This is a genomic window from Streptomyces sp. NPDC043427, assembly GCF_056436655.1.
In genome coordinates, this window is the sequence record NZ_JBWKCC010000007.1 from 174682 (window position 1) to 197270 (window position 22589).

Annotated in this window: 20 protein-coding genes and 1 pseudogene; 14 read left to right on the plus strand and 7 right to left on the minus strand. The window is 73.4% G+C overall.

Annotated features, from left to right (window positions below):
• Positions 1–4 precede the first annotated feature (4 nt).
• The 10 genes from AC067M_RS15320 (at position 5) to AC067M_RS15365 (ending at position 11213) form a co-directional block, all read left to right on the plus strand.
• On the plus strand, positions 5–973 hold the full coding sequence (locus AC067M_RS15320; protein ID WP_478697473.1) for a glycosyltransferase: 969 nt from the start codon (positions 5–7) through the stop codon (positions 971–973).
• On the plus strand, positions 970–2238 hold the full coding sequence (locus AC067M_RS15325) for a glycosyltransferase (protein WP_478697474.1): 1269 nt from the start codon (positions 970–972) through the stop codon (positions 2236–2238). Before AC067M_RS15320 ends, AC067M_RS15325 begins: the two co-directional genes overlap by 4 nt.
• A gap of 114 nt (positions 2239–2352) precedes the next feature.
• The gene (locus AC067M_RS15330; RefSeq protein WP_478697475.1) at positions 2353–2970 is read left to right on the plus strand and encodes a D-sedoheptulose-7-phosphate isomerase; all 618 of its coding nucleotides are present in this window, start codon (positions 2353–2355) and stop codon (positions 2968–2970) included.
• Positions 2967–4376 carry a D-glycero-beta-D-manno-heptose 1-phosphate adenylyltransferase gene (gene rfaE2 / locus AC067M_RS15335; protein ID WP_478697476.1) on the plus strand — a complete coding sequence of 470 codons (1410 nt, stop codon included), beginning with the start codon at positions 2967–2969 and terminating at the stop codon, positions 4374–4376. Before AC067M_RS15330 ends, rfaE2 begins: the two co-directional genes overlap by 4 nt.
• A complete protein-coding gene (locus AC067M_RS15340) occupies positions 4373–5359 on the plus strand; it encodes a glycosyltransferase family 9 protein (RefSeq protein WP_478697477.1) in 987 nt (328 codons plus the stop codon). Before rfaE2 ends, AC067M_RS15340 begins: the two co-directional genes overlap by 4 nt.
• Before the next feature lie 95 nt (positions 5360–5454).
• Positions 5455–5973: a glycosyltransferase family 2 protein gene (locus AC067M_RS15345; RefSeq protein ID WP_478697478.1), complete on the plus strand. Its 519-nt coding sequence runs from the start codon at positions 5455–5457 to the stop codon at positions 5971–5973.
• A 384-nt stretch (positions 5974–6357) separates the two neighbouring features.
• A complete protein-coding gene (locus AC067M_RS15350) occupies positions 6358–7584 on the plus strand; it encodes an MFS transporter (RefSeq protein WP_478697479.1) in 1227 nt (408 codons plus the stop codon).
• A gap of 146 nt (positions 7585–7730) precedes the next feature.
• On the plus strand, positions 7731–9047 hold the full coding sequence (locus tag AC067M_RS15355) for an aminotransferase class I/II-fold pyridoxal phosphate-dependent enzyme (RefSeq protein WP_478697480.1): 1317 nt from the start codon (positions 7731–7733) through the stop codon (positions 9045–9047).
• A gap of 34 nt (positions 9048–9081) precedes the next feature.
• Positions 9082–9975 (plus strand): dihydrodipicolinate synthase family protein, encoded by an 894-nt coding sequence (locus AC067M_RS15360; protein ID WP_478697481.1) that lies wholly within the window; start codon positions 9082–9084, stop codon positions 9973–9975.
• Positions 9976–9977: 2 nt separating this feature from the next.
• Complete coding sequence (locus AC067M_RS15365; RefSeq protein ID WP_478697482.1) at positions 9978–11213, plus strand: MFS transporter; 1236 nt, start codon at positions 9978–9980, stop codon at positions 11211–11213.
• Between the two features lie 26 nt (positions 11214–11239).
• On the opposite strand, the gene AC067M_RS15370 is transcribed toward AC067M_RS15365, so the two are convergent.
• The 4 genes from AC067M_RS15370 to AC067M_RS15385 all read right to left on the minus strand — a co-directional run bounded on the left by AC067M_RS15370 (position 11240) and on the right by AC067M_RS15385 (position 14769).
• Positions 11240–11377 carry a hypothetical protein gene (locus AC067M_RS15370; protein WP_478697483.1) on the minus strand — a complete coding sequence of 46 codons (138 nt, stop codon included), beginning with the start codon at positions 11375–11377 and terminating at the stop codon, positions 11240–11242.
• 376 nt (positions 11378–11753) lie between these two features.
• The gene (katG, locus tag AC067M_RS15375; protein WP_478697484.1) at positions 11754–13973 is read right to left on the minus strand and encodes a catalase/peroxidase HPI; all 2220 of its coding nucleotides are present in this window, start codon (positions 13971–13973) and stop codon (positions 11754–11756) included.
• A gap of 35 nt (positions 13974–14008) precedes the next feature.
• A complete protein-coding gene (locus AC067M_RS15380) occupies positions 14009–14446 on the minus strand; it encodes a Fur family transcriptional regulator (protein WP_478697485.1) in 438 nt (145 codons plus the stop codon).
• A gap of 116 nt (positions 14447–14562) precedes the next feature.
• Positions 14563–14769, minus strand: coding sequence for a hypothetical protein (locus AC067M_RS15385; RefSeq protein ID WP_478697486.1), 207 nt, complete (start codon positions 14767–14769; stop codon positions 14563–14565).
• Here AC067M_RS15385 and AC067M_RS15390 point away from each other — a divergent pair.
• Both AC067M_RS15390 and AC067M_RS15395 read left to right on the plus strand, forming a co-directional pair.
• The gene (locus AC067M_RS15390; protein WP_478697487.1) at positions 14768–15427 is read left to right on the plus strand and encodes a hypothetical protein; all 660 of its coding nucleotides are present in this window, start codon (positions 14768–14770) and stop codon (positions 15425–15427) included. The two genes, AC067M_RS15385 and AC067M_RS15390, sit on opposite strands and share 2 nt — an antisense overlap.
• Positions 15428–15583: 156 nt before the next feature.
• Complete coding sequence (locus tag AC067M_RS15395; protein ID WP_478697488.1) at positions 15584–16237, plus strand: sigma-70 family RNA polymerase sigma factor; 654 nt, start codon at positions 15584–15586, stop codon at positions 16235–16237.
• 9 nt (positions 16238–16246) lie between these two features.
• Here AC067M_RS15395 and AC067M_RS15400 read toward each other — a convergent pair whose 3' ends face one another.
• Both AC067M_RS15400 and AC067M_RS15405 read right to left on the minus strand, forming a co-directional pair.
• A complete protein-coding gene (locus AC067M_RS15400) occupies positions 16247–19372 on the minus strand; it encodes an FAD-binding and (Fe-S)-binding domain-containing protein (RefSeq protein WP_478697489.1) in 3126 nt (1041 codons plus the stop codon).
• A gap of 89 nt (positions 19373–19461) precedes the next feature.
• Positions 19462–19770 (minus strand): annotated as a pseudogene (locus AC067M_RS15405) (MarR family winged helix-turn-helix transcriptional regulator); the annotation flags it as partial.
• A 3-nt stretch (positions 19771–19773) separates the two neighbouring features.
• On the opposite strand from AC067M_RS15405, the gene AC067M_RS15410 reads away from it, so the two are divergent.
• Entirely contained in the window at positions 19774–20211 is a 438-nt protein-coding gene (locus tag AC067M_RS15410; protein WP_478697490.1) for a YceI family protein, read from the plus strand.
• Positions 20212–20217: 6 nt separating this feature from the next.
• Here the strand turns inward: AC067M_RS15410 and AC067M_RS15415 are convergent, their stop codons facing one another.
• On the minus strand, positions 20218–21903 hold the full coding sequence (locus tag AC067M_RS15415) for a hypothetical protein (RefSeq protein WP_478697569.1): 1686 nt from the start codon (positions 21901–21903) through the stop codon (positions 20218–20220).
• A 257-nt stretch (positions 21904–22160) separates the two neighbouring features.
• Here AC067M_RS15415 and AC067M_RS15420 point away from each other — a divergent pair, with 257 nt between their 5' ends.
• Entirely contained in the window at positions 22161–22550 is a 390-nt protein-coding gene (locus AC067M_RS15420; RefSeq protein ID WP_478697491.1) for a cell division protein SepF, read from the plus strand.
• Positions 22551–22589: the final 39 nt, after the last annotated feature.

The window sequence follows — 22589 nt, forward strand, 5'->3', positions numbered from 1 at the left end:
CCGCGTGAACATCCTGGTGTGGCATGTGCACGGCTCCTGGACCACCGCGTTCGTCCAGGGCCCGCACACCTACCTGGTGCCGGTCCTGCCGGGCCGGGGTCCTGACGGGCTGGGCCGGGCGAGGACGTTCGCCTGGCCGGATTCGGTGCGAGAGGTGACGCCGGCTCAGCTGAGGGACGCCCCGGTCGACCTGGTCGTACTCCAGCGGCCCCACGAGGCGGCCCTCGCCGAGGACTGGCTCGGCGGGCGCCGGCCCGGGCGGGACGTGCCCGCCGTGTACCTCGAACACAACGCCCCCGACGACGACGTCCCGAACACGCGGCATCCCTGCGCGGACCGCGACGACCTCCTGCTGGTGCACGTCACTCACTTCAACCGGCTCTTCTGGGACAACGGCGGCACCCGTACCGCGGTGATCGAGCACGGCGTCGTCGACCCCGGCCACCGCTACACCGGCCGGCTGGACCGGGCCGCCGTCGTCGTCAACGACCCGGAGCGCCGGGGCCGCTTCACCGGCACCGACCTGCTGCCAGCCCTGGCCGAGGCCGTCCCCCTCGACGTGTTCGGCATGCGCACCGAGGGCCTGGCCGGACACCTCGGGCTGACCCCGGACCGCTGCCGGACCGCGGACCTGCCGCAGCGCGACCTGCACGACGCCATGGCCGAGCGACGGCTGTACCTGCACCCGGTGCGCTGGACCTCGCTCGGGCTGTCCCTGCTGGAGGCGATGCATCTCGGTATGCCCGTCGTCGCCCTGGCCACCACCGAAGTGAGCGAGGCGGTCCCGCCGGGAGCGGGGGTGCTCTCCACCCGGCCGGAGGTCCTGGCCGCGGCCGCCCGCCGCTACCTGGAGGAACCACAGGCGGCGGCCGAGGACGGAGCGCGCGCCCGTCGGGCCGCGCTCGAACGCCATGGACTCAAGCGCTTCCTGGACGACTGGGAACGCGTGATGGAAGAGGTGACCCACGGATGACGCCCATGCCCCCCGAAGGGACCGACGTGACGGGCCGCGCGTACGAACCCGACATGCTCGACATCGCGCTCGTCTCGGAGCATGCCAGTCCCCTTGCCGTTCTGGGCGGTGTCGACGCGGGCGGCCAGAACGTCCATGTGGCCCACCTCGCCGGAGCGCTCGCCGATCGTGGTCACCGGGTCACCGTGTACACCCGGCGGGACGCGTCGGACCTGCCCGGGCGCGTCCTGATGCGTCCCGGGGTCGAGATCAGGCATGTGCCCGCCGGGCCTGCCCGGCGGATCCCGAAGGACGAACTGCTCACGCACATGCCGCAGTTCGGCAGGTTCCTGGCCGACGTATGGGAGAAGGCACCGCCGGATCTCGTGCACGCCCACTTCTGGATGTCCGGCTACGCCTCGCTGTGCGCCACCCGGGAGCTCGGCCTGCCGTTCGTCCAGACCTACCACGCCCTCGGCACGGTCAAGAGGCGTCACCAGAAGGACGACGACACCAGTCCCCCGGAGCGGATCCCCATCGAGACGCGCGTCGGGCTGAGCTGTGACCGGATCATCGCCACCTGTCACGACGAGGTCCGCGAGCTCTCCGCCATGGGCATCCCCTACGCCAAGGCGGCCGTGGTGCCCTGCGGCGTCGACCCCACACGCTTCACCCCGCACGGACCCGCCGCACCCCGCGGCGCCGCACGGCAACTGCTGCAGATCGGCCGTCTGGTGCCCCGTAAGGGAGCCGCCGTCTCCATCGAGGCGCTGGCCGGTGTTCCCGACGCCGAACTGGTCGTCGTCGGGGGCCCGCCCGCCGACCGGCTCGACATGGACCCGGAGGCCCGGCGGCTACGAATCCTCGCCGCACGGACGGGGGTCGCGGACCGGGTGCGGCTGACCGGGGGACTGCCCCCCGAGGAGATACCGGCGTTGCTGCGGGCCGCCGATGTCGTGCTCTGCCCGGCGGACTACGAGCCCTTCGGGATCGTGCCGCTGGAGGCCATGGGCTCCGGCACGCCGGTGGTCGCCAGTGCCGTCGGCGGCCACCTCGACACCATCGACGACCCGGCGACCGGCCGGCTGGTCCCACCCGGCGACCCGGACGCGCTGGGCGAGGCGATCACCGCGCTGCTCACCCACCCCGCGCGGGCCGCCGCCTGCGGTGCGGCCGGCCGGCGCCGGGTGCTCGCCCACTACGGCTGGAACCGGATCGCGAAGGCCACCGAGGACGTCTACCGCGAGGTGCTGCTACGACGGCCCGCCGCCGTGGGAGTGGCCTGACCGGGCCGTAGGGCGGTCTCGACCGCTGTCCGCCTGAGCCCGACGCGGTGCCGAATCGTCGTATCCCGTGGAAAGGAGGCAGGACCCGGCCCTCGCGGACCGGGCCCGACCACCATGCCCGATCCCCTCCACGCAGCACGGCAGCACTGCCGGTCGCTGCAGGACGCACTCGACGGCCTCGGCCGCCAGGAACTCGGCCGGATCACGGACTGGGGCCGGCACCTCGCCGCCGTCCTGTCGGGCGGCGGCAGACTGCTGGCCGCGGGCAACGGCGGCAGCGCCGCCCAGGCACAGCACCTCACCGCCGAACTCGTCGGCCGCTACCACGACGAACGCCCCGCGTACTCCGCGATCGCCCTGCACGCCGAGACATCCAGCGTCACCGCGATCGCCAACGACTACGGCTTCGAGGAGCTGTACTCCCGCCAGGTCGCCGCCCACGGGCGCCCCGGCGACGTACTCGTCCTGCTGTCCACGTCCGGACGCAGCCCCAATGTGCTGGCCGCCGCCGACACCGGCCGTGCCGTCGGTCTGCTGGTGTGGGCCATCACCGGGCCCCGCCCCAATCCACTGGCGGCCCGTGCCCACGACGCCCTCTGCGTCGACTCGGCCGACACCGCCACCGTCCAGGAGGCCCACCTCGTCGCGGTGCACCTGCTCTGCGAGGCGTTCGACGCCCAGTGCCCCGCGCCGGAGCGCCTCACCGCAACGGTACGGAGGCCGGTCACATGAGCGCAGGGAAGCCGCTTGTCGTGGTGGGGGACGCGCTGCTGGACCGGGACATCGACGGGGAGACGACCCGGCTGGCCCCGGACGCCCCGGTCCCGGTGGTGGACGTCGTCCACGACCGCTGCCGTCCCGGCGGCGCGGGGCTCGCCGCGGCGCTGGCGGCGCGGGAGGGCCGTGAGGTCGTCCTGATCACCGCGCTCGGCGACGACCCGGCCAGCCGTACGGTGCGGGACGCGCTGCGTTCCCGGGTCCGGTTGATCGAACTGGCACTGGAGGGGACTCTCCCCGTCAAGACCCGGGTACGGGTCGGCGGCCGTCCCCTTGTGCGGGTGGACGACGGTGGCGGCAGACCCGGCGAACCCGACGAGGCGGTGCGGGGCGCCCTTGACGGCGCGGGCGCTGTCCTGGTCGCCGACTACGGTCGCGGCACCGCCACCGCCGTACGGCAGCACCTGAAGCGGGTGGCGCGGCGGCTGCCGCTGGTGTGGGACCCGCATCTGCGCGGCGAGGCACCCGTGCACGGCGCGCGCCTGGTCACGCCCAGCGGGGCGGAGGCGTACGCCATGACGCGCGTCGGCGACGACTCGCTGCACGCGCACGCCATGCGGGGCACCCGTCTGGCGGACCGCTGGCAGGTGGCGGCCGTCGCCGTGACCCTGGGCGAGCACGGCGCGATGCTGACCCGTGCGGGCAACGACAGCCCGATGCTGGTGCCCGCCCCCTACCGTGCCGACGGCGACCCGTGCGGTGCGGGCGACTGCTTCGCCGCGACCGCCGCGAGGGCGTTCGCCGACGGGGCGCTGCCCGAGGAGGCCGTGCAGCGGGCCGTCGCCGAGGCCACCGCGTTCGTCGCCGGGGCGGGGGCGGGTGACCACGCGCTCTGGCAGACCCCCTCGGAGGCGCCACCCGTACCACCGACCCGGCCCGTGGATCCCTTCGCCCTCGCCGAGCAGGTCCGGGCGCGGGGCGGGACGGTGGTGGCCACCGGCGGCTGTTTCGACCTGCTCCACGCCGGGCACGTCGGCCTGCTGGAGGGCGCCCGTCGTATCGGTGACTGCCTCATTGTGTGTCTCAACTCCGACAGCTCGGTCGCCCGCCTCAAGGGGCCGGGCCGCCCGCTGACACCCGAGGCGGACCGCAGGCGCATCCTCGACGGGCTGGGCTGCGTGGACGCCGTCGCGGTGTTCGACGAGGACACCCCGGAGAACCTGTTGCGCGAACTCCGCCCCGACGTCTGGGTCAAGGGCGGCGACTACACGGCCGACACGCTCCCGGAAGCCGCCGCCCTGCGGGAGTGGGGCGGCCAGGCCGTCGTCCTGCCCTACCTCTACGGCCGCTCCACCACCGCACTCGCCCACCGTGCGGCCCTCTCCCGCGTCCGGAACGAGAAGCCGGAACCCCCACGATGATCGGGCGGCTGGTGGTGCTGCGCGCACTGGGGCTGGGCGATCTGCTGACCGCCGTGCCCGCGTTGCGTGCGCTGCGCCGGGCCTTCCCGGGGCACGAGACCGTACTGGTGGCACCCGCGCGGCTGGCGGCCGCGGTCGCCGCGACCGGGGTCGTGGACCGGCTGCTGCCCGCCGAGGCACCCGGCCGTGCGGTGCCCGCCGGGATCTACTGGCCCTGGCCGCCGCCCGACCTCGCCGTGGACCTGCACGGCAACGGCCCGCTCAGCCGGGACCTGCTGCGGGCGCTGAACCCCTCCGGGCTGCTTGCGTACGCGCAACCGGACGGGCCGGCATGGCAGGCGGACGAGCACGAACGGGACCGCTGGTGCCGGCTGCTGGACTGGTACGGAATCGCCGCCGATCCCACTGATCTTCACATCCCGGCGCCCGACGGCCCGTCACCCCTTCCGAGGGCGACGGTGGTCCACCCGGGCGCGGACGCCGCCGCCCGCCGCTGGCCCGCGGAACGCTTTGCAGCGGTCGCGAACGCGCTGCACACGGCAGGACACCAGGTGGTCGTCACGGCGGGTGCGGGCGAGGGGCCCCTCGCCCGTCTGGTCGCGCGGCACGCCGGGCTGCCGCCTTCGTCGGTCCTCGGGGGACGCGCCGACGTGCCGTTCGAGGAACTGGCCGCCCTCGTCGCCGGGGCCCGCGCGATCGTCGTCGGCGACACCGGACTCGCCCATCTCGCCACCGCCCTCGGGACCCCGTCCGTGGTGCTGTTCGGGCCGGTCGCCCCCCGGCTGTGGGGGCCGCCCGCCGATCCTCGGCACCGCGTGCTGTGGCACGGCGACCCCGAGGGCGCGCCCCGCCCGGGTGACGCCCATGGAGACCGGGCCGACGAGCGGTTGCTGCGCATCACCCCCACGGAAGTCATCGACGCGGTGCACCTGCTGCCGAGGGCCGGGCGCGGCCGGCTGACCGCCGCCGGGCGCCTGCCATGACCGTCGGCGTCACGGGCTCCGGGACCGGGGTGGTCGTGATCACCCGCGACGGTTCCGACCGGTCTGCTGCGTACCGTTCCTGGGACTGAGCAGGAGTGAGCCCCCTCAGCCGCACGCCCCGAACGGTCGGCGACCCTGGCGCGGCTGCGTGCGCTCGCCGAACAGCCTCCGGTCGCCGTCGTCGACAACGGGTCGTCCGACGGCACCGCCGAGGCCGTACGGGCCGCCCCCCGGCGGTCCGCCTGATCGAAACCGGGCGCAACCTCGGCGCCGTCGGCCGCAGCCCGGGCGTCGCCACGCTGGCCATGCCGTACGTCGCCTGCAGCGACGACGACTCCTGGTGGGAGCCGGGCGCCCTCACCCGGGCGGCCGACCTGTTCGAGGGTCCACCCGCGGCCGGCACTGATGGCCGCCGCCATCCGGGTAGGCCCCGACGGGCGCTCCGATCCACTGAACGACGTCCTCTCCCCACCGCCGCCGGATACTCCAGCGGATCCGCCGGGCCCGGCGGTCCTGGAGGACCACGTGCACGAGTCCGACGGGAGGGCTGCGAACGCAGTCCTTTCCGACGACTCCTGGCGGCCCGCCTGAGCGTGCGGCGGCGAGGCCTGTGAGGAAGTCCACCCCGGCGGCGTAAGACCAGGTGAACAGGGGGGAAGCGGCCCGTCCGGGCAATAGGATCGGAAGGGTGGATTCCGTATCCAGGTGACCGTCTGTGAGGATGGCCCGGCCCGAGGGCCCGGCCTGCCTCACCGTCGAGCGCGGCATCGCGAGCAGCGAGGGCCCGGCACCCGAACGATGCGTGTCTCGCCCCGGTTCGGGCTGCTGTCCCCTGTGCCCGTACCTCGCCCCGCTGGGGCTTCACGAAGCGCTCTGACGTGTCACTTTCCTCTGAATCCACACCCCCCGTCGCCCACCCCCGCGCCCGCACCCGCTTCCGCATACGCTTCGGCCCCCGCGGCGATCGCGCCGCCTGGCGCTGTCTGAGGTACCCCAGCATGCGCTGGTGGTCGGCCGCCAACTTGCTGTCGAACACCGGTACGTGGATGCAGCTGACCGTGCAGAACCTGCTGGTGCTGCAGATCACCGGCTCGGCCGCCGCGACGGGCCTGTCACTAGCGGTCCAGGCCGCCCCAGGCCTCCTGCTCGGAGTCGCCGGAGGCGCGGCGGTCGACGCCTGGCCGCGCAAGCACACCGCGCTGGTGAGCCAGGCGCTGCTGGCCCTGGTGGCCTTCGTCACCGCGGCCATGGTGGCCCTCGACCAGCTCAGTACGGGCGGTCTGCTGGTGCTCGCCGCCGTCACCGGGTTGGTCGCCACGGTCGACGGCCCGGCGACCGCTCTCCTGGGCAACGACCTGGTTCCCCCCAAGGACCTGCCGTCCGCCATCGCCCTGGGCTCCGCGGTGCACAGCGTGGGCCGGTTCGCCGGCACCGCGTCCGCCGCCGTGGTCGTGGGCCTGTTCGGCAGTGCCACGGCCTATGTGGCCGACGGCTTGTCCTTCCTCGCTGTCGCCGCCGTGATCCCCTTTCTGCGGCCCGCCCCCGGAACACAGCCGACTGCCCCGGCACCCAAGGAGAAGGCTCAGGCCCTCAAGGAGGATGCGGCGCCGGAACCGGGCGGCCTGGCGTTCTTCGTGCGCAGGCCCCGGCTGGTCGCTCTCACCGCGATCACCGCGCTGAGCTCGGTCTTCGGCCGCAACTACACGCTGACCCTCGCTGTCCTGGTGACCGGACCGCTGCACGGCGGCACCGAGGCGTACGGCGTGGTGTCCACCGTCCTGGCCGTCGGTGGAATCGCCGGGGCGGTCGTCGCCGGGCGCCTGCGCAGCCCGTCCGTACGTCTGGTCGCCGCCCTCGCCGCGGCGGGTGCTCTCCTCCAGGTGGCCGCCGGCCTGTCCGGCACGCTGTTCATGCTCCTGGTCCTGGTATTGCCCATGGCCGTGCTGGAGTCGGTCTCGGACACGGCCGGCGCCACGGTGCTGCAGACCGATCCACCGCCTCACCTGCGCGGCAGGGCCCTCGGCGTCTGGCGCAGCGCGAGCACCGTCTGGGGGCTGGCCGGGCCGCCGTTGCTCGGCCTCCTGCTCGAATGGGCGGGTGCCCGCGGAGCTCTGGTGACCGGCGGTCTGATCATCATCGGCGGACTGGCCGCTGGGGCCGCCCGGCACCGGGCCACGACCCGGCCGTCTCCCGTCGTGCTCATCCCCGCCCAACAGTCGGCGTGACGGGGCCGACGGCAGCCTGCCGTGGACGTCGAGTCCCGGAGCTCGTCCTGGTCCGGGGCAGGACGGTGGACCTTGTCCCATCCTCCCTGCGACGGCGACAACTTTGGCATAGGACAAAGTGTTAAGGTGGCCGCGGAGGTGATCGCGTGCGCATCAGCGGTACGACGGCGGCCGAGATCGCAGGCAGTGTGCGGGACCAGGTCGCTTCGGGTGAACTGGCGCCGCGGGCGGTGCTGCCGTCGGTGCGGGCGCTCGCCGCCGAGCTGGGGGTCAACCGGAACACCGTCGCCCTGGCGTACCGGCGGCTGGTCGAGGCCGGGGTGGCCGAGACCCGGGGCCGCGGTGGCACGGTGATCGCGGCGGTGCCGCAGCTCGCCCGCGAGGGGGCAGGCGTCGGTGGCGACTCCGTCGACCTGGCCAGCGGCAACCCCGATCCGGAACTACTGCCCGACCTCCTGGCCGCGTCCCGCCGGGGGCACTACCGCCCGCCCCTGTACGGCACGCCCGCCGTCGACGCGGGGTTGAGCGACTGGGCCTCCGCCGACTTCGCCGAGGACATCGAGCAACCGTTCCGCACGCTGGTGGCGCACGGAGCGGTAGACGCCACCGAGCGGCTCCTGAACGCACACCTCGCCCGCGGCGACGCGGTGGCGATCGAGGACCCCTGCTTCCTGGCGAGCATCGGCACACTGCGGCTGAACGGCTACCGGTCGGCACCGGTCCCGGTCGACGGCGCCGGCATGCGTCCCGACGCTCTGCGGGCCGTGCTGCAGGACGGCGCCCGCGCGGTCGTCTGCACGCCCCGCGCCCACAACCCGACCGGTGCGAGCCTCACCGAGGAACGTGCGGCCGAGCTGCGCGCGATCCTCGCGGACCACCCCCAGGTCCTGGTGATCGAGGACGACCACTTCTCGGCGGTCTCCGCACGCCCGTACCACCGGATCACCCCGCCGACCACCGCGCGCTGGGCGCTGGTGCGCTCGCTGTCCAAGTTCCTCGGCCCGGACCTGCGTCTCGCCCTCGTCGCCGCCGACGCCGAGACCAGCGTGCGCCTGGAGGCGCGGCTGAGCGCCGGTACCACCTGGGTCAGCCGCCTGCTGCAGCACATCGCTCGCGAACTGCTGCTCGACCCTGGAGTCCAGGAACTCCACGAGCGGGCCCGTGAGGCATACGCACACCGCAGCGGCCTGCTCGTCGAGCGGCTGCACGCCCATGGCATCGAGGTCCCCGACCGGCCCGACGGGCTGAACGTATGGGTCGAACTCGACGTCGACGGCCGGTCGGTGGTCGAAGCCCTGGCCCAGCGGGGCTGGGCCGTGCGGTCCGGCCACATTTTCGTCCGCGATCCGTCCACCCACCCGGGCGCCATCCGGATCACCAGCTCCACCGTCACCGAGTCGCAGGCGGAGGCGTTCGCAGCCGAACTCGCCGCGGTCGTAGCGGAATTGCGCACAGCGAATTGATGACCGTGCCCCCTTCCCCCTTCAAGGAGCCATCATGTTCCGTGGCCTGAGCGCCTTCCCCCTCACCCCCACCGACGAGCACGGCATCGACGACACGGCGTTCGCCGCGCTCGTCGCCCGCCTCGGTGCGGCCGGCGTGGATTCCATAGGCGCGCTCGGCTCCACCGGCGGCTACGCCTACCTCACCCGGGAGCAGCGCGCCCACGCCGTGAAGATCGCGGTGGAGGCCGCCGACGGCGTGCCCGTCCTGGTCGGTGTCGGCGCGCTGCGCACCTCGCACGTCCTCGCGCTGGTCGAGGACGCGCAGCAGGCCGGGGCCTCCGGAGTGCTGCTCGCCCCGATGACGTATCAGCCGCTCACCGAAGACGAGGTGTTCGGCCTGTACGAGGAGGTCACCCGCGAGCTGTCCGTGCCGCTGTGCGTGTACGACAACCCCCGCACCACGCATGTCGACTTCACCGACGAACTGCACGGCCGGATAGCCCAGTTGCCGAACATCGCCTCGATCAAGATCCCCCCTCTGCCCGAGGACCCGGCACAGGCCAAGGCCCGCGTCGACGCGCTGCGGGCGCTGGTCCCGGAAACGGTCACCATCGGTGTGAGCGGCGACTGGGCGGCCGCCCGCGGCCTGAACGCCGGGTGCGACGCCTGGTACTCGGTCCTCGGCGGCATGTTCCCGCGGACCGCTCTCGCTCTCACCCGCGCCGCCCAGGCTGGTGACGCGGGCCGGGCGACGGAACTGTCCGACGAACTCGAGCCGCTGTGGGCCCTGTTCCGCCGCCACGGCGGCCTGCGCGTCATGTCCGCCGCAGCGTCCCACCTCGGCCTGGCGGGGGAGCCCAACCTGCCGCGTCCCCTGCGCGGGTTGGACGAGGCCGCACGTCAGGATGTCGTCGCCGCCTTGAACGCCCTCGGGCTCACCGTCTGAGCATGCGCGCCGTGAACCGCCGGCACAGGGCGACCGGAACGCACACGGAGAGCGGGTCGTCGGCGCCGGCCGACCGCAAGGGTGGCCTGCCGCGCTACGTCGTCGCCGCGGCCCTGGCCCGTACCGCCGACGGCGGTGCGGTCGTCGCCGTCGTCCTGCTCGTCACCTCGTCGGGTGGCTCGGGGACGCTCGCGGGTGCGCTGGGCGCATGCGTCACCGCGCCGCACCTGCTCGGCCCCTTCGTCGCCCGCCCGCTGGATCTCGCGCACGACGGACGCAAGGTCATCGCGGTGGCCTGCCTGCTGTATGCCCTCGCGCTGACCGCGGGCGTCCTGACGTACGCCCGTGTGCCCGCTCCGGTGACCGGGCTGCTGCTGGCCATGGCCGGCACCTGCGGCCCCCTGCTGACCGGCGGCATCAGCAGCCGGCTGCCCGCCATCGTCGGACCTCGACTGCGCACCCAGCGCCGGGCGCAGGGCTGGGACGTGGCCACGTACGGCATCGGCGGAACCGTCGGTCCGTCCCTGGTGGCCGCGCTGTCGGGCTGGGTCTCGCCCTCCGCCGCGGCCCTCGCTCTGGCGGGTGGGGCCGGGGTGGCGACAGGGTGTGTGCTCCTCCTGCCCTACGCGCCTCCCGCTCACGGCGGGGACAGGGCCGCGATTCTCAGGCCAGGGCCCACACTGGCCCTGATGGCCCGTACCGGCCGTCTGCGGCGCACGGTCTGCCTGACCATGATCGTCGCGCTCAGCGTCGCCGCGCTGCCGATCACCGCGGTGCACATGACGAAGATCCTGGGTGTCGACACCTCCACCGCAGCGGTGTTGACCGCCGCCTACGGCCTCGGCAACCTCACCGGCTCCGCGGTGCTGATGGTCTCCCCGCTCACCGGCGAACCCGACCGTCTCATGCGCCGCCTCGCCCTGGGGGTCGTCGTCGGCCTCGGCATGGTCGCCACGAGTCACGTGTTCGCCCTGTCCGTGGCGGCGTACGGCCTGACCGGCATCCTCAACGCCCTCTTCTTCGCCGCCACGCTCGCCGCCCGCACCGAGTACGCGCCCGCGCAGGCACGCGGTCAGGTCTTCATCTGGGTGGCTGCCTTGAAGATCACGTCAGGATCCGCCGGCACCGCCCTCGCCGGGTCTCTTACGGGCCTGGACGTACGTCTGCCGCTCCTCCTCGGCATCGCCGCGATCACGGCGGCTGTGGCGGCCACCTGCCGGGGACCGGAAACCCGTTGAAAGCCCACGGTGAAGGCAGGGTTCGGTTACGGCTTCCGGATCAGCGGTGCGTCCGTGCCGGCCGCGATCTCCTCGGCGGTCACTCCCGGCCCGCACTCCACGAGTACGAGGCCCTCGGGGGTGACGTCGAGTGGGGCCGGGTGTACGACGGCGGGCCGGCGCACCTGGTTTCGGTGCGTCGCCCCGCCCGGTGTCACCTCTCACGCCGGCTGCTCCCGGCAGCGCCCGGTGTTCGGCGGGCGTCCGCGCGGCGCCGGGCCGGCCGCAGGCCCGCTGCTACGGCAGCGGCGGCCAGCACCGGTACGCCCACCGCACCGGCGAGGCTGCCGACCGCCGGTGAGGAGAGCCGGCCAAAGCGGTCCCGCGGGCCTGCCGCCATCCTCCAGGCGATCGGAATCCCGTATCCGGCTCATCCATGCCGTGGAGGTGACCAGGAGCCGGCCCCGTCGAACGGCGGCCACAAAAACGCCGGGCCGGCCCATGAGGGCCGGCCCGGACGGTGGCTGATCAGACCTGGTCGCGTCGGACCAGGTCGAGGAATCAGACCAGGTCGAACCGGTCGAGGTTCGAGACCTTGACCCACGCCGCGACGAAGTCGTTCACGAACTTCTCCTTGGCGTCGTCGCTCGCGTAGACCTCCGCGAGAGCGCGCAGCTCGGAGTTGGAGCCGAAGACGAGGTCGGCACGGGTGCCGGTCCACTTGACCTGGCCCGAGGCGTCGCGGCCCTCGAAGGTGGTCTGGTCCTCGGAGGTGGACTTCCACGTCGTGCCCAGGTCGAGCAGGTTGACGAAGAAGTCGTTGGTCAGCTTGCCCGGGGTGTCGGTGAAGACGCCGTGCGACGAGCCGCCCTGGTTGGCGCCGAGGACGCGCAGACCGCCGACGAGGACGGTCAGCTCGGGGGCGCTGAGGGTGAGCAGGTTGGCGCGGTCGAGCAGCAGGTACTCGGCCGGCAGGCGGTTGCCCTTGCCGACGTAGTTGCGGAAGCCGTCCGAGGTCGGCTCCAGTGCGGCGAAGGACTCCACGTCGGTGTGCTCCTCGGTGGCGTCCACACGGCCCGGCGTGAAGGGGACCTCCACGTCGAAGCCGGCGTCCTTGGCGGCCTTCTCGACCGCGGCGGCACCGCCGAGGACGATCAGGTCGGCCAGGGAGACCTTCTTGGCGGCACCGGAGTTGAAGTCGGCCTGGACGCCCTCGAGGACGCGCAGGACCTGGGCGAGCTCGTCCGGGTCGTTGACCTCCCAGCCGCGCTGCGGCTCCAGGCGGATGCGGGCGCCGTTGGCACCGCCGCGCTTGTCGCTGCCGCGGAATGTCGAGGCCGACGCCCACGCGGTGGACACGAGCTGCGAGACCGTCAGGCCGGACTCGAGGAGCTTGGCCTTCAAGGCCGCGATGTCACCGGCGCCGATGACCTCGCCCGTGGCCTGCGGCAGCGGGTCCTGCCACAGCAGCGTCTCCGCCGGGACCTCCGGGCCGAGGTACAGCGACTTCGGGCCCAGGTCACGGTGGGTCAGCTTGTACCAGGCGCGGGCGAAGGCGTCCGCGAACTGGTCCGGGTTCTCGTGGAAGCGCTTCGAGATCTCACCGTAGATCGGGTCGAAGCGCAGCGAGAGGTCGGTGGTGAGCATCGTGGGCCGACGCTTCTTCGACGGGTCGTGGGCGTCCGGGATGATCTCCTCGGAGTCCTTGGCCACCCACTGGTTGGCGCCGGCGGGGCTCTGCGTGAGCTCCCACTCGTAGCCGAAGAGGATGTCGAAGAAGTCGTTGCTCCACTGGGTGGGCTTGGTGGTCCAGGTCACCTCGAGACCGGAGGTGATGGCGTCGCCGCCCTTGCCGGTGCCGTAGGTGGACTTCCAGCCCAGGCCCTGCTGTTCCATGGAGGCGGCCTCGGGGTCGTCGCCGACCGCGTCGGCCGGGCCGGCGCCGTGGGTCTTGCCGAAGGTGTGACCACCGGCGATCAGGGCGACGGTCTCCTCGTCGTTCATCGCCATGCGGCGGAACGTCTCGCGGATGTCGCGGGCCGCGGCCAGCGGGTCCGGGTTGCCGTTGGGGCCCTCGGGGTTGACGTAGATGAGGCCCATCTGGACGGCGCCGAGCGGGTTCTCCAGCTCACGGTCGCCGGTGTAGCGCTGGTCGTCGAGCCAGGTGGTCTCGGGACCCCAGTACACGTCCTCGTCGGCCTCCCAGACGTCGGCGCGGCCGCCGCCGAAGCCGAAGGTCTCGAAGCCCATCGTCTCCAGGGCGACGTTGCCGGTGAGGATCATGAGGTCGGCCCAGGAGATGGACTGGCCGTACTTCTTCTTGACGGGCCACAGCAGACGGCGGGCCTTGTCCAGGTTGCCGTTGTCCGGCCAGCTGTTCAGCGGCGCGAAGCGCTGCTGGCCGCGGCCGCCACCGCCGCGGCCGTCGCTGATGCGGTAGGTGCCGGCGCTGTGCCAGGCCATACGGACCATCAGCGGGCCGTAGTTGCCGAAGTCGGCGGGCCACCAGTCCTGCGAGGTGGTCAGTACCTCGGCGATGTCCCGTTTCACGGCCGCCAGGTCGAGCGCCTGGAACGCCTCGGCGTAGTCGAAGTCCTCGCCGAGCGGGTTCGCCACGACGGGGTCCTTGGCGAGGATCTTCAGGTTCAGTCGGTCCGGCCACCACTGGCGGTTGCCACCGCCCTGTGTCGGGTGCGGGGCGCGCCCATGCGCGACGGGGCAGCCGCCGCTCGTCTCCTCCGGCTTGGGGTCGGTGACGATCGCGTCGTGGTTCTCAGTCATGGAAATCCTTCCGAACTGGGTGGATCACACGGTGCTCAGGAACTGCGGGCGGTGGAGCAGGCGGGGCACAGGCCCCAGTAGATGACCTCGGCCTCGTCGATCGCGAAGCCGCGGTCGTCGGAAGCGCTCAGGCACGGGGCGTGGCCGACCGCGCAGTCGACGTCGGCGACGGAACCGCACGACCGGCACACGAGGTGATGGTGGTTGTCCCCGACACGTCCCTCGAAGAGGGCCGGGCTGCCGGGCGGTTCTATGCGGCGCACGAGTCCCGCCGTGGTGAGCGCGTGCAGCGCCTCGTACACGGCTTGCAGGGAGATGTGGCCCACGCGGTCGCGCACACCGGCGGCGACCGCCTCGACGCCGAGGTGATCACCGGCCCGGACGGTCTCCAGCAGCGCGACCCGGGCCGCCGTCACCCGCAGGCCGGCACCACGCATCTCCTCGGCGGTCGTCGGAGGCTGGGGTGCAGTCATGGAGGTGAACCTACCTCCTTAAACACGAACGATTCAAGAGAATGAATGATTTAAGTCAGATGGCGTGTCGGCATACGTCGGGTGCGCGAGGCATCCCGGCGCAGGGCGCGCCGAAGTCAGCCGAGGTCGCGCAGCGCGCGCGGGGCCTGGCCGGAGAGGACCAGTTCCGCCTGGACGCCCGCTCCCTCGCCCGCCCCGAGCGGACCGTCCCCGCCCCCAGCGGAACAGGCGTCCCCGACGACTGGCCCACGCTGAGTGGAACGGGGCCGGATTCCGTATCCGGTCACGAGGATCGACGTCGCGATGCGAGGATGAGGCGCCATGACGCCAGGGTGGGGCGCTCGCGCAGTACGGGCCGCGGTGTTCGCGGCCGTCTGTGTGCTGCTCGCCGCCCTGGGCCACGTCATGATGTCCGGCGTCCATGTGCCCTGGTGGACCCTGGCGGCCGCCTTCGTCGTGACCGGCGCGGTGGGCTGGGGCCTGGCCGGGCGGGAACGCGGGCTGCCGCTGATCGTGTCGGTCGTGGTTGCCGCCCAGACGGCACTGCACTCGGGGTTCTCGCTGGCGCAGCCCGACACGGGTGCCATGCGCCATGTCATGGGCGCGATGGCCATGGACTCCCTGGACATGGCACACATGGGCCACGGGCACATGGGCTCCATGGGGCACATGGACCACATGGACTCCCCGGTCCCGGGCGTGAGTGACGGCTCCTCGTCCCTCGGCATGCTCGTCGCCCACCTCCTGGCCGCGCTGCTGTGCGGCCTGTGGCTGGCGTACGGGGAGCGGGCCGCCTTCCGCATGCTGCGGGCGCTCGCCGGATGGCTCGCCGCGCCGCTACGACTGCTGCTCGCGCTGCCCGTCCCGCCGCACCACCCCCGCCCGCTCCGCCGACGCCGCGCCACGAGCGCCCCTCGGCTTCTCCTCCTCGTCCACTCGATCATCTCCCGGGGTCCCCCGGTGGGGACCGCTGTCGCCTGACGACAGCCGGCAACCCGAGGCCGCCCCTGTGCGCCTCGGGCCTCGGCCGTACGCCCACCACGGACGTCGTACGGCCGCCTCCCCACTCCCGGACCGCGGACCGCCGTGCCCACACCCGGGCCGGCCCGCCCCCGGGACGACCGAGAAGGACCCCAGGTGATCGCTACCGTCCTGCCGACGGCCCCGGAGAACGCCGCGAGGGCAAAGAAGAGCGAGTCCGACATGGAGGAGGCACAGTCCCGTGACGCCTCCATCACCGCGTGGGCCCTTGCCGCCCGCGGCGGCGACCGTACCGCCGGGGAGCACTTCGTGCGGGCGTTGCACCGGGACGTGTTGCGCTACGTCGCTCACCTCTGCGCCGACCCCGAGGCGGTGGACGACCTGGCCCAGGACACGTTCCTGCGGGCGCTGGGCAGCCTGCACCGCTTCGAGGGCCGTTCCTCGGCGCGCACCTGGCTGCTGTCCATCGCCCGCCGGGCGGTGATCGACAGCTACCGGTACGCGTCCGCGCGGCCCCGCCCCGCCGACGTGCCGGACTGGCAGGCGGCGGTCGAGCGGGCGCAGCCGTGCGGCCTGCCGGGGTTCGACGACGGGGTCGTGCTGCTCGACCTGCTCGCCGCGCTGCCCGAGGAGCGCCGCGAGGCGTTCGTCATGACGCAGCTCCTCGGTGTGCCGTACGCGGAGGCGGCCGAGGCCGGCGGCTGCCCCGTCGGCACGGTCCGCTCCCGCGTGGCCCGCGCCCGCGCGACCCTGACGGATCTCCTGGCCGAGGCGGAGGGGCCCGGCCCAGAGGCCAGGGGGGCTGCCTGACCGGCACGCTCAGCGCCCCAACCTCCGCCGCACCGCCCCGCCCAGCCCCGCTGCCGCTCCCGCACCCACCAGCCCCGCCCCCGCGACGGCGAGGGCGCGGGCCGTGCGGCCGGGGGGCGTGGGGCGGGCGTTCGGGGCGGTGGCGTAGGCGCTGGCGGGGGTGTGGGGGAGTGCGGTGGCCAGCAGCTCGGCGAGGTGGACGGCCTCGTGGCCGCCGCTGTCGAACTCGTGGATCTGGGTGCGGCAGCTGAAGCCGTCGGCGAGGACGACCGTGCCGGCGTCGGCCTCGCGCAGGCGGGGGAGCAGGACGCGTTCCGCGCAGGCCTCGCTGACGTCCAGGTGGCCGCGTTCGAAGCCGAAGTTGCCGGCCAGGCCGCAGCAACCGGACTCCAGCTGTTCGGCGTCGACTCCGGCGCGCCGCAGCAGCTCACGGTCGGCGTCCCAGCCCGTGATCGCGTGCTGGTGGCAGTGGACCTGGGCGAGGGCACGGGCCGCGTGGGCGGGGACCTGCGGCGGTTCGTAGCCGGGGCTGTGCTCGGTGAGCAGCTCGGCGAGGGTCACCGTCTGGCTGCTCAGCCTGCGCACGTCACGGTCGCCGGGGAACAGCTCACCGGCGTCGGAACGGAAGACGGCCGTACAGCTCGGCTCCAGGCCCACCAGCAGACCGCCCTCCCGCAGATGCCCGGCGAGACGGCGGACGGTTCGGGTCAGGACGCGCTCGGCGGTGGCCAGTTGGCCGGTCGAGATCCACGTGAGGCCGCAGCACAACGGCTCCTGCGGGATCTCCACCCGCCAGCCCGCCTCCTCCAGCACGTGGACCGCCGCCTGGCCGATGTGCGGGTGGAAGGAGTTGGTGAACGTGTCCGGCCACAGCATCACCGTCCCGCGGGAGCCGTCGCCCCGCGGGACGTGACGCCGGTGCCACCGCTGGAGAGTCCGAGCCGCGAACAGCGGCATCTCCCGGTCCTCGACGCCCGCGACCGCCGTGGCGGCCCGCGCGAGGCCCGGCGTGCGGGTGAGGGCGTTCACGGCCGGCCCGAGCCGGGCGCGGCCCACCACCTGCGCCACCGCCGGCAGCCAGCCCATCGACCAGTCCGAGCGGGGCCTGCGCCAGGGACGGCCCTCGTAGTGGTGGGACAGGAACTCCGCCTTGTACGTGGCCATGTCGACGTCGGCCGGGCAGTCCTTCTTGCACCCCTTGCAGGCCAGACACAGGTCGAGGGCGTCCCGGACCGCCTCCGACCGCCAGCCGTCCCGGATCGCGCTGTCGCCGTGCCCGTCGACCATCTCGAACAGCAGCCGGGCCCGCCCGCGCGTGGAGTGCTCCTCCTCCCGGGTCACCTGGTAGGACGGGCACATCACCGCACCGCCGTCGTTGGTGTGCTGCCGGCACTTGCCCACCCCGACGCACCGGTTCGTGGCCTCCGCGAAGGAGTTCCCGTCGTGCGGGAACCGGAAGTGCAGCTCCCGCTCGTCGTACGGCGCCCAGTCGGCGCCGAGCCGCAGGTTCTCGTCGAGCCCGTACGGCGCCACCACCTTCCCGGGGTTCATCCGGTCCAGCGGGTCGAACACCGCCTTGAGCCGCCCGAACGCCTCCACCAGGTCGTCCCCGAACATCCGCGGCAGCAGCTCGCCCCGGCTCTGCCCGTCCCCGTGCTCCCCGGAGAAGGACCCGCCGAACTCCAGGACGAGATCGGCCGCCCGCTCCATGAACCGGCGATACGTCGCCACACCGTCGGCGGAGTACAGGTCGAAGGGGATACGGGTGTGCACGCAGCCCTGCCCGAAGTGGCCGTACAGACTGGGCCCCGTGTCGCTCTGGTAGCCGAACTCCTCGAACAGGCCCCGCAGTCGGCGCAGATAGTCGCCCAGCCGGTCGGGCGGGACCGCGGAGTCCTCCCAGCCCTCGAAGGTGTCGGGCTTGTCCGGGATGTGCGCGGTGGCGCCGAGACCGGCCTCGCGCACCTGCCACAACTCGTCCTCGTGGGCGGGCTGGTCGAGGAACGCGACCTCCGGGTCGTGCTCGCTCTCGTCGAGCCCGTCCAGCATCCGGTGCGCCCGCTCGTCGGCCTCCTCGACGGTGTCCCCGCCGAACTGCACCATCAGGAAGGCGTTCCCGTCCGGCATCTCGGCCAGCGCCTTGGTGTTGATCCGCTTGATCCGCTCGTCCCTGACCAGCCGCGCGTCGACGCCCTCCAGCGCCATCGGCTCGTACGGCAGGATCGCCGGTACGGCGTCGGCGGCCCGGTCGATGTTCTCGAACCCCAGCACCACCAGCGTCCGTTCCTTCACCACCGGCACCAGCTCCAGCTCCGCCCGCAGGACGGTGACCAGCGTCGACTCGCTGCCGACGAGCAGTCCGGCGACGTCGAAGCCGTGCTCGGGGAGCAGCGAGTCGAGGTTGTAGCCGGAGACCCGGCGCGGGATGTCCGGGTAGCGCCGGCGGATCTCGTCGGCGTAGGTGTCCCGCAGGGCGCGCAACTGCCGGTACACGGTGGCGCGCAGGTCGCCGTGCTTCTCGATCTCGTCGTACTCCTCGTCGCCGGTCTCGCCGCACCAGAAGCGGGTGCCGTCGTACAGCAGCACCTCCAGGCGGGCGATGTTGTCGACGACCTTGCCCGTCGCCTGTGCGGTGGCGCCGCAGGAGTTGTTGCCGATCATGCCGCCGATCGTGCAGTTGGCGTGGGTGGCGGGCTCCGGGCCGTAGCGCAGTCCGGTGGGCGCGAGCCGCCGGTTGAGCTCGTCCAGCACGATGCCGGGCTGGACGACACAGGTGCGGGCGTCCTCGTCCACGGACTCCAGCCGGTGGCAGTACTTGGACCAGTCGATCACCACGGCCGTGTTGGTGCACTGCCCGGCCAGACTCGTCCCGCCGCCCCGCGACAGCACGGGCGCGCCGTGCTCCCGGGCGACGGCGACGGCCTCCGCGGCCGCCTCGGGTGTCCGGGGGACGACCACGCCGATCGGTGTCTGGCGGAAGTTGGAGGCGTCCGTCGCGTACGCGGCCCGGCTCCCGGCGTCGAACCGCACCTCCCCGTCCACCCGGTCGCGCAGCGCCCGCGCCAGTGCCGCCGGGTCCACCGGAGGAGCGGCCGAGGGGCGAACGACGGGATCGGGCAGGCTCGGCGCGCCCATGGAGTCCTCCTGCGAAAGCCCGGCAACGAACGACGACCGCGCCCGGGGCACGGCAGGCGCCGGGTACCCCGGCGGCCGGGCGGGCAACCTCAGCGTTCCGCCACGGGCGGTACGGGTGCCGGGCAGCCCGCAGCGGGGTCCGGCAGCAGCGCCGACACCGCCTCCCGCTGGGCCGGGCCCGTGAACTTCTCCAGTGCCTGGGTGACCGTCTCGGCGAGGGGCCCGGAGGTCTCCTCCAGCAGCTGACGGGCCTTGGCGGTGAGGGCGACCTCGACGCCGCGCTTGTCGCCGCAGACCGACCGGCGGGTGACCAGGCCGGCGTGCTGGAGGCAGGCGATCTGGTAGGTGAGCCGCGTCTTGGGGCGGCCGAGGAGCTCCGCGATCCGGGTCATGCGCAGGCTGTGGCTGTCCGCGACGTGAAGGGCACCTTCACCGGCGTCGCAGGCCAGGGCGAGGTCAGGTCCGACGGGTCCGCCGTCGGCACCCTGACCCTGGACGCCGCCTCCCTCGACACCAAGCACGCCAAGCGCGACACCCACCTGAGGTCGGCGGACTTCTTCGACACCGACCACCACCCCGAGATCACTTTCGCGGTCCGCAGCGCCGAGCTCCGCGCGGACTCCACCGTGCAGGTCGTCGGCCAGCTGACCGTGCGCGGCATCAGCCGCCCGCAGACCCTGACCGCCCGCCTGGCGCAGTCGGACGCCGACGCGCTCACGCTGCAGGCGGAACTCACCGTCGACCGCGCGCAGTTCGGGCTGGACTGGAACCAGCTCGGCATGATGCGTGGTCTGACGGCGGTCACCACAACGCTCCGCTTCACCCGTACGCCGGCCTGACGTACGTCACCCCGAGGGTTCCAGGGCCCCTCGCACGTCCGTGCTCGACAACGTCTGCGGGTCGGCCGTGAAGGCACGCAACCTGATCCGCACGCCCGGCCGGGGCAGACCGAACCTCCCCGAGGGCGGCCGCAGTTCATAGCGTGCCGTCGCATGGGCGGGGAGCGCGGCCGGGCCCGCGGCGATCGACCAGTACGGGTCCATGCCCTGCCCGGTGGTGAGGGTGAAGTGCGGCGCCAGTGCTCGCCCTCCCGTGTTGGTGACCTGGAGCGCCACCTGGGAGACGGCGCCCGGCCCGGCCCGGCGCACCGCCACGACCTGCATCCGCAGCGGTGGCGACCCCGTCACCGCCACCGCCGCGCTCACCAGCGCCGGGACCAGAGTGAGCAGCGCCGCGGCCGGCCGGGCCGGTCGGCGCGGCCCGGACAGCAGGCGCGGGCGGGGCTGCCACGCGCCGGCGAACTCCTGAAGAGGCGCGGTGACGGCGGCCGCCAGCCACAGCGGCGTCATCATCAGGTAGTAGCCGTCCTGCGACCGGGTCGCCACGTAGAACGCGCACCAGGGCAGCACGGTCGCCGCGGGCCCCAGGCGGCGGACGAACAGCACGAACAGCGCCAGCAGCCCCGCGGCCAGCAGCATGCTCGCGTGGGAGTACCAGTCGAGCCGGTCCCCGCCGTTCGTCAGGTACAGGGAGACGCCGACCAGGCCCTGGCCGTGCAGCACCGCGCCCTGCGTCAGCGGCAGCGCGACGCCCTCCAGCCAGGTCCGCGGCTCGCGCACGACGAAGTACGCGTTGATCAGCACCCACACGGTGACGGCGACCGCGAGCACCCGCAGCACCACCGCCCCGGCCGCCCGTGGCCCCAGTTCCCCCCGCCGCACCGCGTAGATCCCGGCCAGCAGGAACGGTGCCAGGAACCAGGGGAGTTGCTGCGCCGCGCACGCCGCCCCCAGACACGCCGCCCGCGCGATGCCGTCCGGGCCGAGCCGCCCGCCCCGCCCGATCCGCGGCCACCGCACCACGACCGGCACCAGCAGCGCCAGGGCCAGGATCGCCGGATAGCCGAGTCGCCCGTACGACGGGAGGAAGGCGAAGCCCAGGCACGCCATGGTCGCCGCCGACCGCCACGGCACCGGCAGCATCCGCCACAGCGCCACGGTGGCCACGATGAGCGCCCCGGTGCTCACGGCCGTCGCCGGGGCGCCGCCGTGGCCCAGCCACAGCAGCGGCACCGTCAGCAGCGGGGCCAGGGGTGGATAGCCGTAGGTGAAGTCGTAGCCGCCGGAGACCGTCGGGGTGAGGGCGACGCCGTGGCCGAACAGCCAGGGCCACGGCTGCCCGTAGACGGCGTGGCCCGCGATCAGCTCCCGTGCCGCCTGGGTGGTGAGGTCCGCTTCGTCGCCGCCGCTGTGCAGCATGATCCACGCGCACAGGGTGAGCGTCACGGCCGTCACCAGCACGCACAGGTCGAGGCGTGCCAGCGAGCGGGCGCCGCGCACCACGAGGGTGAGCACGCCGCACACCAGGATCGAGGCGTAGCAGACGGAGATGACCGCGGCCACGGGGAGCCGGTGGGTGGCCGCCTGTGTCCACACCGAACGCGTCCCGACGAACAGACTGACGTCGGCGAGCAGGGTCAGGACGCGGTGCCACTGCGCGGGGGCCGGTTCCTCCACGACGACGGACGGCATCGGACGGATCCGTCGGGCGGGCGTCACCGGCTGCGTCTGCGCCCGTTTCTCTGCCAACTGCACGCCACCGGACGGTAATCGGGGCCGGTGAGCGGGTTGCCGTCTAAGGTGAAGAGTCCGGTGTGAGGGGGGTAAGGCGTGACGCGATGCGGCCCCTGTGACGGTCGCGCACCGTGTCGCTGTTGGGCTGAACGGGTGACTTGGCGTAAGAATTGGCTGGTGCAGGCATTGAAGGCGAGTCAGTTCGGGGGGAGCCGGTGAACCGCTACGACGTCACCGATGAGCAGTGGGAAGGGCTCGCCCAGGTCGTGCCGTTGCGGGGCCGGGACGCCTGGCCGTCCGCCGTCGGCCACCGCACCCTCCCGGAAGCGGAGACGGAGACCCGTCGGCGCTTCGTCGTCCTCCGCGTCAACGTGTTCGCCGACGCCCGCGAGGTCGCCGAGACCCTCATGGCGGGCATCCCGGTCCTCCTCGACCTCACCGGCGCGGAGACCGAGGTCGCCAAACGCGTCCTCGACTTCAGCACCGGCGTCGTCTTCGGCCTGGCCAGCGGCATGCACCGCGTCGACCGCAACGTGTTCCTCCTGACCCCACCGGGCACGGAGGTCAGCGGGCTCATGGAGGGGGCGGGGATGCCGGGGGTGTGAGGGCGGCCGCCGTCCGGCGCGCTGGGTGCGTGCGGGCGG